The sequence below is a fragment of the Pandoraea sp. PE-S2R-1 genome, from assembly GCF_002179865.1.
Taxonomy (GTDB): domain Bacteria; phylum Pseudomonadota; class Gammaproteobacteria; order Burkholderiales; family Burkholderiaceae; genus Pandoraea.
The window spans coordinates 93,606-111,020 of sequence record NZ_NGUR01000009.1 but is presented as its reverse complement, the minus strand read 5'-3'; the positions used below and the strand labels follow the sequence as shown (position 1 = coordinate 111,020).

Annotated in this window: 2 protein-coding genes; both read left to right on the top strand. The window is 65.8% G+C overall.

Translation table 11 applies throughout. From position 1 onward, the window contains the following. Positions 1–104 precede the first annotated feature (104 nt). Positions 105–13,817 (top strand): non-ribosomal peptide synthetase, encoded by a 13,713-nt coding sequence (locus CDV44_RS07730; protein ID WP_087687508.1) that lies wholly within the window; start codon positions 105–107, stop codon positions 13,815–13,817. Next, on the top strand, positions 13,814–17,356 hold the full coding sequence (locus tag CDV44_RS07725) for a penicillin acylase family protein (protein ID WP_087687507.1): 3,543 nt from the start codon (positions 13,814–13,816) through the stop codon (positions 17,354–17,356). Before CDV44_RS07730 ends, CDV44_RS07725 begins: the two co-directional genes overlap by 4 nt. Positions 17,357–17,415 lie beyond the last annotated feature (59 nt).

Below are 17,415 nucleotides of genomic sequence, written 5' to 3'. Positions count from 1 at the left end.
CGACGGTTTGACGTAAGTGCAGGACCTCTGGCGCGCGCCGACGTGCGCCGGATCGCTGTTCCGGCCCGTGCGCGTTGCGCGGGCCGTTACCGGAGGATGCTGGCATGGCCATGGAAGATCTCGACCGCGCGCTGCTGGAACTGTTGATGCTCGACCCGCATGCGTCGGCGGCCAGCGATTCTGAGAGCGAACACGAGACCGAACGCGAGCGCGCGGGCCATCTCGCCGCCCGCCACGCCGAGCCTGCGTCGCCGTCATCCGCCGTGCCACTGTCGTTTGCGCAACGCCGGCTCTGGATGGCGCAACAGTTCGCCCCGGACGACGATGCGTATCACATCGCGCGCGTATTCCGGTTGAGCGGCGGCACTGCGATCGAAGCGAACGCCGTGGAGCAGGCGATCCGCACGGTCATCTCCCGTCACGATGTCTTGCGCACCGCCTTTGCCATGCAGGATGGCGAGCCATCGCAAACGGTACTGCCTGAAGTGCCGTTCGCCATGACACGTCTGGACTGGCGCCACCTGCCGGCCTCTGACATCGAGACACGCGTTGCCGCGTTCGCCTCGGAGAGCGCCCGGACACCGTTCGATCTCGCCGCCGCCCCCTTGCTGCGCGTGAGCTGGATTGATTTGCCGGACCGTCAGCACGTGCTGGCCGTCACCATGCATCACCTGATTTCGGACGCCGCGTCGAACGACGTCTGGGCACGCGAGTTTGCACAGGCCTATCAGGCCGTCGTGCAGGGCGCCGACCCGATGGCGGCACTGCCGTCGCTGGCGATTCAATATGCCGACTACGCGCAACGCCAGCACGCTGGGCTTATCAGTGGGCGATGGCAGGCAGCGCTCGACGGGTGGCGCCGCGATCTCGCGCACGAGTACGGGCCGTTGCAACTCCCCGCGCCGTCGGCACGTGAGGCCGGAGTGCGTCGCGGTGTGTTACGTCATCCCCTGGATGCGCCCCGGCACGCCGCACTGACCGCGTGGTGCCAGCAAGCGGGTGTGACACCGTTCGTCGCGCTGCTCGCCCTCTGGCAACTGACCCTGCGCCGGTATCACGGCGAGGGCGATTTTCTCGTCGGCGTGCCCGTCGATGGACGGCATATCCCCGGCACGCCCGATTTGATCGGCTGCTTTGTCGGCACACAGGTGTATCGGGCCCGTCATCGTCCGGCACAGTCGTTGCGCGCTTGCGTTGACGATGTGAGCCGCACCCGGGTGGCGGCGCTGGATCGCCTTGACGTGCCGTTCGAGCTGGCACTGGATGTGGCGCGGCGTAGCGGCGGCAGCATTTTCCAGACGATGTTCAACTTCAGCCAGTCGGACGCTGCCCCGCAACTGCGGGTCGGCGACGTACAGGTTGACGTGCTGACGCTGGCCAACGACACGCCGCAATTCGACCTGACGCTGGCGGTCGACTGGCATCGACACGGCGCGGATCTCGATCTCGAATACGATCGCGACCGCGTCGATGGCGTGCTCGTTCATGCCTTGCTCGATGACTTCGGCCACTGGCTCGATACGCGGGTGAGTGCGCCTGACAGGGCGACCGGCGCCGTCGTGCTGACTCAACGCGCTTCGCTGCACCTTGCTGCGGATTGCCTGCCCGATGAACTCGCGGCCAACGCGCACGATGCGCGGCTCGACCCGGTGCCTATACGCATTGCGTCGCGGGCGACGCAAGACCCATCCCGATTGGCGGTCGTCTGCGGCGAATCGCGTCTGACGTATAGCGAATTGCTGCATCGTGCCGATGCGCTGGCGCGACGCCTCATCGCTGATGGCGCGGGGCCTGATAGTTGCATCGGCGTCGCGCTTGAACGCTCGGTCGATATGGTCGTGGCAGTGCTCGGCGTACTCCGCGCGGGTGCGGCTTACGTGCCGCTCGATCCTGAATATCCCGCCGAGCGTCTGGCCTACATCGTGGCGGACAGTGGCTTGCAACGGATCGTCACCTGCCCCGAAGTCGCCACGCGGCTGGCATTTCCGGCGGAAATCCGGACGTTTGAGGTGATGTCCGCAGACATTCCGGCCGACGAGGCAGAGGTTGCCTTAGAAGCCCTGAACGTGACCGTACTGCCCGAGCATCTGGCTTACGTGATTTACACGTCGGGATCGACCGGGCGGCCCAAGGGCGTCATGGTGCGGCACGCCGCGCTATCGAGTTTCATCGCGAGTCTGGGCGAGCGGCCCGGGCTAACGGCGGAGGATCGCTGGGTCGCCGTGACGTCACTGTCGTTCGACATTGCGGCGCTGGAGTTGTACCTGCCGCTCGTCACCGGTGCGCAATTGATCGTCGCGGACAAGCACACGACGCGTGACGGCGCAGCGCTTTCGCGATTGCTTACGGATTCCCGGGCCACGGTATTTCAAGCAACGCCAGCCACGTGGCGCATGTTGCTCGATGTCGAAACGCATGCCACGTCAGGCGGGCGGTCGACGCCTCCAGCACTTCAGGGACTGAAAGGGTTATGCGGCGGCGAAGCGCTGCCGCCCGATCTGGCGCAGTCGTTGCTCGCCCGGGGCGTAGCGCTTTGGAACATGTATGGACCGACGGAGACGACGATCTGGTCGTTGGTCGCTCGCGTCGACGGCGATAAGACCACCCTTGGTGCGCCGATTCGTGCGACGCAGGCGTGGGTGCTCGATGCAAGCCTCAATGAGACACCGGTCGGCGTTCCCGGTGAGCTTTATCTCGGCGGCGAAGGGCTGGCACGGGGCTATTGGCAGCGCGCCTCGCTCACGGCGGAGCGCTTTGTTCCGCATCCGTTCGCCGCTCAAGGCGCGCGGCTGTATCGCACCGGGGATCTGGTGCGGCGTCGTGCGGATGGCGATATCGAGTTCATCGGCCGCATCGATCAGCAGGTGAAGATTCGCGGGTTCCGCATTGAGTTGGGTGAGATCGAAGCGGGGTTGCTGGCTTGCGAGGGCGTGCGCGAAGCCGTGGTGACGGCGCACACGGGGCCGGCCGGTGTGCGCCTGGTCGGCTATGTGACGGCATTGCCCGGCGCCCAGCCCGATGAAGTCGACTTGCGCCGTGCCATCGGCCGCACGCTGCCCGACTACATGGTGCCGGGGCGCGTGCTGGTGATTCCCGCCATGCCGCTCACGCCAAACGGCAAGATTGACCGGCGAGCCCTGCCAGTGCCGCAGCAAAGTGACACTGTCTATGAAGCGCCGACAGGAAACATCGAAACACGGCTTGCTGACGCGTGGCGCTCGGTGCTGCGTTTCGCAAACGACACGCTCATTGGCCGCGACGACAACTTCTATGCCCTCGGGGGTGACTCGATTCTGACGCTCCGGGGCGTCGCCCATGCGGCAGCGGCAGGCGTTGAATCGACACCTCGGCAATGGTTCGAGGCCGCAACGCTGCGTGCACTGGCGGCGTCGGTAACTGACGACGTGCCGCCGCAAAGTCGCCCCGACATGCTGGTTCGTGAGGATGGCCGATTGTGTATCGCCGCCTCACACGCTCAGCAGCGCCAATGGTTCCTGTGGGCGCTGCAACCCGAAAGCTCGGCGTATCACATTACCGGTGCCATGCGGTTGAAGGGCGCATTGAACGCCAACGCTGTCCGTCAGGCGTTCGCGGGCATGGTGGCGCGGCATGAAGTGCTTCGCACCACGTTCAGCGACAAGTCCGTCGGCGGCGACGACACCGAATTGCTTCAGATCGTGCACGCCGATCTGCCGTTTGAATGGCAGCACGTTGATGTCGCCACGCAAGATGAGGCGAACCACAGGGCGCAGACGTTCAACGACACGCCGTTCGATCTGCGCACCGGACCACTGTTACGCGTGGCACTGCTGGCACTGCCCGGTGAGCCGGTCTCCGAACACATCCTGCTGGTCGCGATGCATCACATCGTCGCGGACGGCTGGTCCATCGATATTGTGCTTCGGGAATTTGTCGCCGGTTATCAGGCCGCTGTGGCTGGGCAAGCACCGGACCTCCCCGCGTTGACCCTGCAATACGCCGACGTTGCCGCATGGCAGCGGGGGCGACTCGCGGCGGGGGAACAGCAACGCCAGCTTGACTGGTGGCGGGCCGCGTTAGGGGAAGGCGAGACAGCACCCGTATTGCTGCTGCCGTCAGACCACCCGCGCGAACCGCTGGCGCAATACACGGAAGCGTCCGTGCCGTTTTCGTTGCCGCCCGCATTGACGGCCGGTGTTCGCGAGCTTGCGGCGACCCATCGTGCGACACCGTTCATGATCGTGCTCGCGGCGTTCCAACTGCTGCTGTCGAGACACAGCGGCCTGCGCGACATTCGCGTGGGCGTGCCGATTGCCGGGAGAGAGTTACCGGAAAGCGCACCACTGATCGGCTTGTTCATGAACACGCAGGTGTTGCGCGCTCGGCTCGACGCATCACAAACCGTTGCGGAACTCCTCGACCGAACCCGTGCGCACGTGCTGGAGGCCTCGGCCCATCAGGCATTGCCGTTCGAAGCGCTGGTCGAGGCACTGGCCCCCGAGCGCAGCCTGACGCACACGCCCCTGTTTCAGGTGCTGCTCAACTATCAACGCGATGACGCGAGTGCCGTGCAGGCGCTGGACGGCCTTCACGTCGAGCGGTACTTGCCGCGCATGCGCGCCGCACAATTCGAATTGACGCTGAGTGCGCATGAGCTGGCGTCTGGCGGGCTCACTGGGAGCGTTGATTACGCGCGGGAGCTTTTTGCGCCGGAAACGATGGCTCGCCTGTGCGATCAGTTCGTGTCGCTTCTCGCGTCGTTCGTCGCCGCACCGGACACGCGACTGGGCGATCTCGCGATACTGACGGGCGATGCGCACGCGTGCCTTGTCGAGCATGGGGAAACACGGCTAGCACTGGAAACGTTCATGCCAGTGCATCGTCGCTTCGCGGCCCATATGGCGAGTGGTGCCGAGGCGGTGGCGCTGGTGCACGACGGCGTCACGCTCTCCCGCGCGGCGCTCGATACCCGCGCGAACCGACTGGCCCACCATCTGATCGCGCTGGGCGTCAAACCCGACACCCGCGTCGGTGTCGCCTTGACGCGCTCGGTCGACATGATCGTCGGCATTCTCGCCGTGCTCAAGGCCGGCGGGGCGTATGTGCCGCTCGATCCGGACTATCCGCCGCAACGGCTCGCCGACATGCTTGAGGACAGCGGCGCGGGACTGGTGCTGGGCCACGCGGCGAGTTCGCACGTCGCGCTGCCCGAGGGTGTCGTGCGTGTCGATGTCGATGCGCCGCTGAACACGCCCGATACCGCCCCCGACGTGCCGTTATTGCCAGCGCATCTGGCTTACGTCATCTACACGTCAGGATCGACCGGCAAGCCCAAGGGCGTCGCGATCAGCCACGGCGCGCTCGCGGCGCAGGCGCGCGTCTGGGCGTCGCTGTGCGAGTTGTCTGCCGCTGACCGGGTATTGCAGTTCTCGACGATGAACTTCGACGGGTTCGTCGAACAGCTATTTCCGGCGCTACATGTCGGAGCCGCCGTTGTTCTGCGCGGTCCGCAGTTGTGGAGCGCGGACGAGTTTGTCGCCAACGTCGCGCGTGACGGCGTCACCGTGGTCGATTTGCCGACGGCGTACTGGAACGTACTGGTTCAGGCGTTGGATGAGGGCTTCGACCAGCGCTCCCACGCGAGATCGCTCGCACAAGTTCGCCAATTGCACGTGGGGGGAGAAGCGATGTCCGCGCAGGGGTTGCGGCGCTGGCGCGACCAGACGCATCTCGGGCACATCCGCCTGCTCAATACCTACGGGCCGACTGAGGCGGCAGTCACTGCATCCGCGTGGGTGGCATCCGGCGAGACCAACGACAGTGCCACCAGCGTGCCGATTGGACGCGCACTGCAAGGGCGACGGCTATACGTCGTCGCGCCCGATATGACACTGGCGCCGCAGGGCGCGATCGGCGAGCTGCTGATCGGTGGCGACCTGTTGGCGCGCGGCTATCTCGACCGTGCCGCCCAGACGGCTGACCGTTTCGTGCCCGATCCGTTCGGCGCGCCGGGCAGCCGGGCCTACCGCACCGGTGATCTGGTTCGTTGGCGGGCAGACGGGCAATTGGACTACGTCGGACGGGTTGATTTCCAAGTCAAAATCCGCGGCTTCCGCGTCGAGCTTGGCGAAATCGAGTCAGCATTGCTCGCGCAGCCGGGCGTGCGAGAAGCGGTCGTGACCGCCTTCGAAAGTGACGCGGGCACGCGATTGGCCGCGTACGTCACCGGGCAGAGCGGCCGCACGCCCGATACGACGGCGCTGCGCGCCGCGCTCGAAGCCGCCTTACCGGCACCACTCGTGCCCTCGGCCATCGTGGCGCTCGATACGTTGCCGATGACGCCGGGCGGCAAGCTGGACCGTCGCGCTTTGCCCGCGCCGTCGTTCGAACAGGGCGGCTACGTGGCGCCCAGCGGCGAGCGCGAATCAGCGCTGGCGGAAGTCTGGGCCGACGTGCTTGGCCTCGCGCGCGTTGGCCGCAACGACAACTTCTTTTCGCTCGGCGGCGATTCTATTCTGGTGCTGCGAGTGGTGGCGCGTGCCGCCGCACGCGGTATTGCCATCTCGCCCCGGCAGATGTTCGTCCATCGTTCATTGGCCGCATTGGCGTCGGCATCGCTGGAAATGACCGACGCGGCGCTACCGCCCATCGCACGCACACGCCGGTCGCGTTCGGCACTGCCCATGTCACACGCGCAACGCCGGTTGTGGTTCCTCTGGCATCTGCAACCGGATAGCAGTGCCTATCACGTTGCCGGTGGCATTGGCTTGCGCGGCACCTTGGACGAGACAGCCGTGCGCCATGCCTTCAGGGACATCGTGGCGCAGCATGAGGTGCTGCGCACGACGTTCGAAGTGCCGGAGGGCGCAACTGAGGCCGTGCAGGTCGTTCACGATCTGCCGGATTTTGCGTGGCAGGTGTTTGATGCCCACCCCGCCGAGGCACCTGCTCGCGCGCAGGCTTTCACCGACGCCCCGTTCGATTTGCAGCGCGGGCCGTTACTGCGTGTGGGCATCATGCGACTGAAGGGCGTGGCACCCGAGGCAGACGCGGCGGATCACGTACTGTTGATCGCCATGCATCACATCGTGGCGGATGGCTGGTCGGTCGGCGTGCTGCTCGATGCATTCGTCGCCGCCTACACGGCGCATTGCCGGGCTGGCGCTAAAACGTCTGCCCCGGCACGCGTCGAGTTACCTGTCCAGTACGGCGACTACGCCGCGTGGCAGCGCGACACGTTTGACGGTGCCGAGCGCGACCGGCAACTGGGGTACTGGCGCGCGCTGCTGGGCGACGCCCACCCCGTCGCCGATCTCCCACACGACCACCCGCGTCATCCGACCGGTGTGTACAAGGCCGCACGCCACCCGTTCCAACTCGATACGGCGAGCGTCACGTCTGTGCGCGATGCAGCCCGTCGCCACGGCGTCACGCCCTATGTCCTGCTCTTGTCGGCGTTTCAGGCGCTGCTGCACCGCTGGTGCGCGCAAGACGAAATTCGTGTCGGCGTCCCGGTCTCCGGCCGTGACCAGCCCGAGGTCGCCAACCTGATCGGCGTATTCATCAATACGCTCGTGATGCGTGCGGACTTCCCGGCCCGCATGCGTGTCGCGGAACTTGTGAGCATGATCGGCGAGCGCACGCGGCAGGCGCTAGATCACCAGACGCTGCCGTTCGACAGTCTCGTCGATGCGCTGTCGCCCACGCGCAGCGTCAGTCACACACCGTTGTTTCAGGTCATGTTCAATCACCAGCGCGAGGACTATCGCGTGCTGCGTGAGCTGCCCGGTCTCACGACCCGTCATTTCGACACGGGGGGCGAGGCTGCCCAGTTTGAATTGACGTTGAACGTCAGCGAAACGTCCGGCGGCGCCATCGCGGGCAGCTTCACGTATGCCCGCGAACTGTTCGAGCCGTCGACGATGGCACGTCTGTCGAGCCAATACGAAACTATGTTGTCCGCCCTGTGCGCCTTGGACGATGCCGTGATTGACGACGTCGCGCTCGTCGACACGGAGGCAGCGGCGCAACTCGACGCGTGGGGCGTCGCGACCGAAGACTTCTCAGCCGACGCGCCGGTGCATGCCCGCATTGCAGCGCAAGCGCGTCGAACGCCGGATGCTGTCGCCGTGCGCGGGGATGACGAATCGCTCACGTATGCCGCGCTGGAGCGCCGCAGCAATCAGCTGGCGCACGCCCTGATCGCGCAGGGCGTCGGGCCCGATGTGCCGGTGGCCATTGCGCTCGACCGGGGTGCCGGCATGCTCGTGGCGCTGCTTGGCGTGCTCAAGGCGGGCGGCTGCTATGTGCCGCTCGACCCCGCGTATCCGGCGGAACGCCTGCGCTACATGCTCGACCACAGCGGTGTGACGCGGCTCATTACTCAGTCGCCGCTTCAGGCAACGCTGCCGTCGACTGTGGGCTTGGAATATCTGCTGCTGGATGGCTTCGACGGCGATGCATACGCCGACACTGCGCCCGAGGTTCAAGTCGAGGCGGAGCATCTGGCTTATGTGATCTACACCTCGGGCTCGACCGGCAAACCGAAAGGCGTGATGGTGCGCCACGGCGGGCTGTCGAACTTTCTGTCCAGTCTGGCGCAGTGCCCCGGGCTCGCAGCAGATGACCGATGGGTCGCGGTGACGTCGCTTTCCTTCGATATTGCCGCCCTCGAACTCTTCCTGCCGCTCACGTTGGGTGCGCAAGTGATTGTGGCGTCGAGTGAAACCGCCCGTGACGGCTTCGCGCTCGCTGCGTTGTTGCAGGCAAGCCGGGCAACGGTCCTGCAATCGACACCCGCGACATGGCGCATGTTGCTCGCGGCAGACCAACCGTGGCCGGCGTTGCGCGCGTTGTGCGGCGGCGAGGCCCTGCCGCCGGATCTGGCCGATGCCCTGCGGGCGCGTGGCTGCGAACTCTGGAACTTGTACGGGCCGACCGAAACGACGATCTGGTCAATGCTTGGCCGCGTTGTCGGCAAGCCGGTGTTGGGCAACGTCATCGCCGGTACGCAGGCGCGCGTGCTCGATGCCCGGCTTCAAGCAGTGCCACCGGGCGTGGCGGGCGAGCTATATCTGGGCGGCAGTGGTCTGGCGCGTGGCTACTTCGGCCGGGCAGACCTGAGTGCCGAGCGCTTTGTCCCCGATCCTTTTTCGCCAGACGGCAAGCGGCTTTACCGCACCGGGGATCTCGCACGCTGGAAGCACGACGGCACGCTCGAATTCCTCGGCCGCACCGACCATCAGGTCAAGATTCGTGGTCATCGCATCGAACTCGGGGAGATTGAAGCGCGTCTGGCCGCGTGTACAAATGTCGGAGCGGCCGTGGTCGTCGCGCACGAAGGGACGTCCGGCGCACAACTGGTCGGGTACGTCACGCTGGCAGACGGGGTGCCGGATACCGATGCGCTACGGCGTGAATTGGCCGCGCAACTGCCGGACTACATGGTGCCGGCAACCATCCTTGCACTGCCTGCGCTGCCGCTGACCCCCAACGGCAAGATCGACCGCAAGGCACTGCCTGCGCCAGACATCGCATCGCGACATTTCTCAGCCCCGCAGACGGGCGACGAGGCATTGCTCGCGGACGTCTGGCGTCACGTGCTGGGCGTCGAGCGCATCGGTCGCGACGATAACTTCTTCGCGTTGGGCGGCCATTCGCTGCAAGCCATGCAGGTCGTGTCGCTGCTGGCCACGAAACACGCGAGGGCACTCGCACTGCGCGATGTCTTTGCTGCCGCGACGTTATCTGCGCTGGCCGAACGCCTTGGGCAGGCCTCGCCGGATAGCGATGCACCGTTTGGCACTACGCCAACGCCCGCGATCATCGCGCCAATTCCCCCGCGAGCCGACCGCCAGCGTGCGCCGCTCACGCAGGGTCAGGCGCGTCTGTGGTTCCTTTGGCAGCTTGATCCGTCGAGCGCCGCGTATCACATGACGGGCGCGTTCCGGCTTGACGGGCAACTCGACTCGCAGGCGCTTGAACTCGCTGTGGCCGACGTCGTCAAGCGCCATGACGTACTGCACAGCCACTTCGAGGCAGTCGACGACACGCCGTGGCAAGTTGTGGATGCCGCCGATGCGTTCGGCTGGGCCGTCGAAGACCTTGAGCGCAGCGGCGGTGCGCTTAGTGAACGCCTTCAGGCACTATCGTCCAAACCGATCGACCTGACGCATGGGCCAATCCTTCGGGTGACGCTCCTGCGTCTTGGCACCACCTCACATGTTCTGCACTTTGCGACGCATCACATCGTTGCCGACGAGTGGTCGGTCGGGGTACTGGCGCGCGACTTCGGCAATGCCTACACGGCACGGCTGGCGGGCGGCGAACCCGCCTTCACGCCGCTGGCTGCGCAATACGGTGACTTTGCCGCATGGCATCGCGAATGGCTGGACGACGCGCGCGAGTCGGCCCAACTGGCGTATTGGCGAGACCGATTGGGTGACGAACATCCGGTATTGGAGTTGCCCGTGGCACGTAAGCGGACCGGCTTGCGCGCCGATCGCGGCGCACGCATCACCGCCGAGTTGCCGGGCGATGTCAGCCGCCGTGTCCGTGCGCTGGCTCGCCGGCATGGCACGACACCGTTCACCGTGCTGCTCAGCGCGTGGCAACTCACGCTCTCCCGTTACGCTGCACAGAAGGATGTGCGCGTGGGCGTGCCGGTTGCTGGACGCGTCCACCCGGCCACCGATGATCTCGTCGGTTTCTTCGTCAACACGCTCGTCATCCGCAGCGAGTTGACCGGCCTGCAAACCCTCGGCGACCTGCTCGCGCAGACGCGCGACCGCATGATCGAAGCGCAAGCGCATCAGGATGTGCCGTTCGCGCGCGTTGTCGATGCGCTGCAAACGCAGCGCAGCCTGAGCCATACGCCGCTGTTTCAGGTGATGTTCAATTACGGCGCGCGTGCCGGCAAGCCGACGTCGTTACCGGGTGTTCAATTCGAGCTGCTGGCCAATGAAGCGGCGACTGCCCGGTTCGATCTGGTTCTCAACGTCTTTGAAGATGAAGCGTTCGGCCTGTCGCTGACTTACGCGTGCGACATTTTCGAACGGGATACCGTTGGCGACATGCTGGCGGGTTACCGCGCGGTGCTCGACCGGCTGGTCCGGGACGAAGCGATGCCGACGCCACCGGAGGTTGCGCTGGGTGACGTGCGTCTGGTCGAAGCCCCCGTCCGGGTCACTGCAAAGCCGAGTCGTGCCGAAGGGGGCAACACGACGGACAAGCCGTGGCGCCCGGTCACGCAAACGTTGCTCGAAAAGGCGCGCTCACACGCGGGCGAGAACGCGGTTCACTGTGAAGACGAACACCTGACGTACGGTGAACTGGACGCATGGTCGGCGCGGGTTGCCCGCCGGCTCATCGCGTCCGGCGTGAAGCGTGAGGAGCGGGTGGGGCTGTGCCTGCGGCGGTCTGCGGCGGTAGTACCCGCGCTAATTGGCGTGCTGCGCGCCGGTGCCGCGTTCGTGCCGCTCGATCCGGAGTATCCGGCCGACCGTCTGGCTTACATGATGGAAGATGCGGGCGTCTCCCGCGTGTTGACCGATGCCGAAACCCGCCATGCGCTGGCAGCACTGTTTGTGCAGCGCGATGCGATCGATATCGATCAATTCAGACCGGCGCAGGGTGACGGCGACGAAGCAGAGATTGACAGCGCGCCGCACGACATCGATGCGCACGCAAAAGTCCACGGCGACCAACTGGCGTACGTCATCTACACGTCGGGCTCGACCGGGCGTCCGAAAGGGGTGGCTGTCAGCCAACGCAGCCTCGCGCTGCACCTGAATGACTTCATCACGACGTACGGCATTGCTTCGTCCGACCGTCAGTTGCAGTCATCGACCATCAACTTCGACGTGGCGCTGCACGAGATGCTGCCATCGCTCATGCAAGGCGGCAGCATCGAAATGCGCGGTGCGAAGCCGTGGGATCTTGCGACTACCAATCGCCAGTTGGTCGCGCGACAAGTGACGTTCGCCCGGATTCCAACGGCGTATTGGCAGCAGTGGCTGCACGAGCCGCCTGACCCGGCGTCGCTCGCCTTGCGCCAAATTACCGTCGGCGGTGAAGGCTTGCCCGGTGATGCTCTGCGGCAATGGCGCAACGGGCCGCTCGCTCACATCCGTCTGGACAATCTCTACGGACCGACGGAGACCACCGTTGCCTGCATGTACCGGCCCACGCAGGACGCGGATTGTGCGCAACCCATCGTGTCTATCGGCGGCCCGTATCCGTCGCGCGACGTCTATGTCTGTGACGACACGGGGAATGCGCTGCCTGCCGGTGCGCTCGGCGAGCTGTGCATCGGCGGTGAAACGCTGGCCCGAGGCTATCTTGGCCGCGCGTCGCTCACCGCAGAGAAGTTTGTCCCGGACCCACACCGTCACGACGGCGCACGCCTGTACCGATCCGGCGACCTTTGCCGTCAGCGACCGGACGGGACCATCGACTTCCTCGGCCGTATGGATCAACAAGTGAAGCTGCGCGGCTTCCGGATTGAACTGGGCGAGGTGGAATCTGCACTGCGCAGCGTTCCGGGCGTGCGAGAGGCCGTCGCTGAACTGCGAGGGCAGGGCGACGAGCGCCAACTGGTGGGCTACGTCACGGGGGATGCCTCGCTGGTCGATACCGACACGTTGCGCGATGCGCTTCAGACGCGTTTGCCGGGCTTCATGATCCCGGGCGCGTTCGTGCGGCTCGATGCGTTGCCGCTGATGCCCAACGGCAAACTCAACCGCGCTGCGCTGCCGGAGCCGACCGTACCGACGGCGAGCGAGACCGCGCAAGGGCCGATGACGCCGACCGAATCGCTATTGTTCGACGTCTGGCGCGACACCCTCGGCCACGACGGCTTCGGCCGGAACGACAACTTCTTCGCCATCGGCGGCGACTCGCTCGCGGCGCTCAAGGTGGCCGCGAACGCGCAGCGACGTGGCCTCGGTCAGTTCTCACTGGAAGGTCTGTTCGCACATCCGACGCTTGCCGGGCTCGCATCGTGGCTGGACGAGACCGCGCAAGGACGGCCGGCCAATATCGTCACGCTCAACCGTTCTTCGGCGACCACGCAACTGTTCGCGATTCACCCCGGCTACGGCCTCGTCGGCGAGTACCGGCCGCTGGCCAGCGCGCTGGATGACGTGGCACAGGTGCATGGCGTGCAATCGCCGATGTATACAGATGCCACATGGGCCCCCGATTCGCTCGGGATGCTGGCAGAGGATTACGCGACGGCGATTCGCCGGGTGCAGCCCAAAGGCCCGTACCGTTTGCTGGGCTGGTCGAGCGGTGCCGCCATCGCGCGTCATGTGGCGGGTGTGCTCGTCGCGCAGGGGGAAGTCGTCGACTTCCTTGGCAGCGTGGATGGCGAAGCGCCCCAAAGTGCAGCATCGTCAGGTGAACCAGCGACTACCGTCGATATCACGCACGCCATGCAGGTCAATGACGCAGAGATCGACCACTTGCTGGCCGCCATGCAGGCAGACGCCGGGCGTTGGCAGGGCGTGATTCCCGAAGGCGACGACGGACGGCAATGGCTCGCCACCGTACTGCGCATCGGCAAGCATTTCGACGCCGTATCGGCGAGCGGGCACGACGCGGCGCCGTTGCCGGTGCCGATGCACCTTTGGCTCGCACGCCGCGACGGCGACACGACGAATGCGCTCGATGCGATCGCCGCCACCCGCGCGTGGCGGGCTCAGGCCGGACACGTCACCGTCGAGACCTTCGACACCGATCACACCGGCATCGTGCGTCATCCGGATTTCATCGCGTCGCTGCATCGTGCTATCGATTCGCTGCGTCAACAGAACACCTCGGCAGGCAATCACTCATGACATTTCGCATCAACCATCCGGATCGTCGTCGCCCTGTCGGTTCACGCATCATGCTGGGAGCGCTCTGTCTTGCCGTGCTGGGTGGCTGCGCGGCAGACGCGTCGCACTCGCCAGCGGTGGCCGGTAGTCCGGAGCCGCAGCGCTATCGCGCCCAAATCGAGCGGACGACGGACGGCATGCCGCATATCGTCGCGAACGATTGGGGAAGCCTCGGCTGGGGCGCGGCGTATGTGCAGGCACAGGACAACCTCTGCACGATGGCGCAGGCGTTCGTCACGTATCGCGGCGATCGGTCGCGCTACTTCGGCGCGCAGGGCAGGCAACCGACCGCCTCGACGCTGGGTGACATCGACAATCTGGATTCCGATGTCTTCTTCCGGCTGGTGGCCGACAACGCGCGGTTACAGGCGTACCGCGAGGCCCAGACGCCGCAATTCCGCGAACTGGTCGATGGGTTTGCCGCAGGCTACAACCGCTATCTTCAAGACTGGCAACGCAACAAGAGTGCGCCGTCGCACGCGGCTTGCCGTAGCGAACCGTGGGTGACGGCCATCTCGCCGGACGATGTCTACCGGCGCTTGTTCGCTGCCAATCTGGCAGGGGGAATGGCGCGATTTGCCGGGCGAGTGGCGGGCGCGATGCCGCCGGGAAAAACGTCAGGAATACCTCGGCAGCCCCAAGTCAGCACGTCGCCGGTCGAAAAGCTCGCGTTGCGTGACGGGGAGTTCGACGTTGGCGGCGGGCGCGGCATCGGCAGCAACGCACTCGCGTTTGGCGCGCAGGGTAGCGCAGGCGCACAGTCGGTGCTGCTGGGCAACCCGCACTGGTTCCTCGAAGGGCCGGACCGCTTCTATCAGATGCGACTGACCGTGCCGGGACAGCTCGACGTCAGCGGCGTGTCGTTTCTGGGCGTTCCTGTGGTCATGATCGGCTTCAACCACGACATCGCATGGACGCACACGGTATCCGCCGCACGGCGCTTCGGCCTGTTTCAGTTGTCGCTCGCGCCAAATTCCGAGACCACTTATCTGGTCGACGGCAAACCTGTCGCCATGACGCCCGTGACCGTGACGGTCCCGGTCCGTGAGGCGGACGGCACGGTGCAACCCCGAAGCCGCACGCTCTACCGCACGGCGCTGGGGCCCGTCGTCAATCTCGGTGCGATGTCGCCCGCGTTGCAGTGGCGGGCCGGTGCCAATGGCAAGCCCGGTCAGGCATTCGTGATTCGTGACATCAATGCCGACAACTACCGGGTGTTCGCGAACTTCCTCGCATGGGGGCGTGCGACGTCGCTCGACGATTTCGTCGCGATTGCCCGCCGGGAAGCGGCCACGCCGTGGGTCAACACGGTCGCTATCGGTCGCGGCGATCCGCGTGTGTGGTTCGGCGACGTCGGTGCGGTGCCGAACGTTCCCGACGCGCTGGCCGCACAATGCACGCCGCCGCTCGGCAAGGCGTTCGCCGCACAGGCGCCGGGCGTGCCGTTCCTCGATGGGTCGCGTTCCGCGTGTGGCTGGCAGTCCAGCCCGGATGCCGCCCAAGCGGGGGCGTTGCCCGCCGACGCCATGCCGCAGTTGTTCCGCCAAGACTACGTCGCGAACATGAACAACACGCATTGGATCGTCAACCCCGCGCAGCCGCTGACCGGCTTTGCGGCCGTGACGGGCGGTGAGCGTACGGAAATGGGGCTACGGCCGCGGCTGGGCTTCCGTATTGCCGGCCAGCGCATCCGTGGCAGCGACGGCCTCGGGTCGGCGGGGGCAACGGCCGACAGCGTCGCACACGCTGCGCTCGACGCACGTTCGATGTCCGCGCTGCTGTTCAAAGCGCAGGCGGTGGCAAATGCCTGCAAGCCCGACGGCGGCCGTCAGATCGTGTCGGTGCAACCCGTCGAAAAAAATCAGAGCGCAACGCCCGCGCGAGATGTCGACATCGCCGACGCGTGCCGTGTGTTGCAACGCTGGGACAACACCGCCAGCCCATTCGCGCAAGGCGCGGTGCTGTGGGATGCGTGGTGGGCTCAGATCAAATCGGTCCCGGAAGACAAGCGGTTTGCGGTGCCGTTCGACCCGCAGCGTCCGCTCGATACCCCCAACACGCTGAATGTCGACGGCAAGACACTCGCCAAATGGCTCGGCGTCGCGGTGTTGCGACTGCGGGAGGGGGGCTTCACCCCTGACGCGGAAACCGGCTCCGCCATGTACGCAGTGCGCAACGGCGTACGAATTCCGTGGTTCGGCGGCTGCGACGACGAGGGCTATTTCACGTCGGGCTGCAATAGCGACGCCCGCATCGAGGACGGTGCGCTCAAGATCGACGCGCACGCGTTCTCGAACAGCTACTTGCAAGTGGTCACGTTCGGTGCGAACGGCGGGCCGGTGGACGCCCGCACGCTCATGGCGGGCTCGCAGTCCGATGACCCGGCCTCGGCGCACTTCGCGGACGGCACGCTGCGCTACAGCAAGCAGGCATGGGTTGCCCGCCCGCTCGACGCGACACGCACCGGTGACGGCGGGCTGTGGCTGGACAGCGCGCAGGCAACCCCAGCATCGTTGTCGGATACGACGCAGGTGAAGACCATCGCGGTGCGTTGGCAGGCGTTGTCAAAGCAGGGCATGCCAGCGCGCGAAGCCAGTGAGTTGCTTGCCACATCCGAAGGCGAACTCGTGGCGGCAGAGCAGGGCAGCGTGGTCGTTCCGCTGCGTGTGACGCCCTCGGATTTGCAGGCGATGCTCGCCCGGCTTCACCGCTTGGGGCGCATCGAGGTAATGGTGCGCACGGAGCATGGCATTGCCGAGCAGGTCATTCGTTCGTCGAAGCCGTTCTTTGACGCCGGGGGCAAGGCGACCGGGGCGCTGGACATGACGGTCGATGCGTCGCGCTGGGCATCCGCGTATGCCGTCACGCGCTACTACGGGGTGAAGCGCGAACCCTATCGTCAACTGCAATTCTTCGACGCGCAGGGGCACAATATCGCCAAAGTCACGTCCATGGACGAGCAACACGTGACGGACTACGATGCATTCGTCGTGGCATTTCGTTCAACGGGGACGCCGGGCACGGCGAACGACGTCGCAGTCCCAGCTTCGCCCGGTGTATCGCGGGAACGTACCGCTGACAAGCTTTGCCAGCGCTCGGATCAGGATGGCCGTCGGGCAAGACTGGCCTTGGCCGACGCGCTCGACGCCGCGAAGTCTGGCGGCTGGCCGGTGCGGATCGACGTCAGCAACGACGGCGCGTCGTTGGCGCAAGCCGGGCGCGTCAAGCAAATCAGGAATATCGGCGGTGGATGGTTGAGCGTGCAGATTCGGGATTTCACGCTGCACGTGCGCGTGTCGGGAATCGCCGCGAAGTGTGATGACTTCGGCAAGAACGACGGGCAAATCACGTTGCTGGACAGCCGGGGCGTGCCGTCCGTCTCACTGACGCTTACGCGGCAAGCCACCCCACAACAGCACCAACGCTGGCTTGCCCTGTGGCAGGAGAACCCTTCGGCCAGCGGCAAACAAGTTGTCTCGCAGAACGCACCCACTAGATAACCCCCAATGACATTACCGCTCTCGCCGGTCTTACCGAACGTCGCGCGCGGACAAGAACC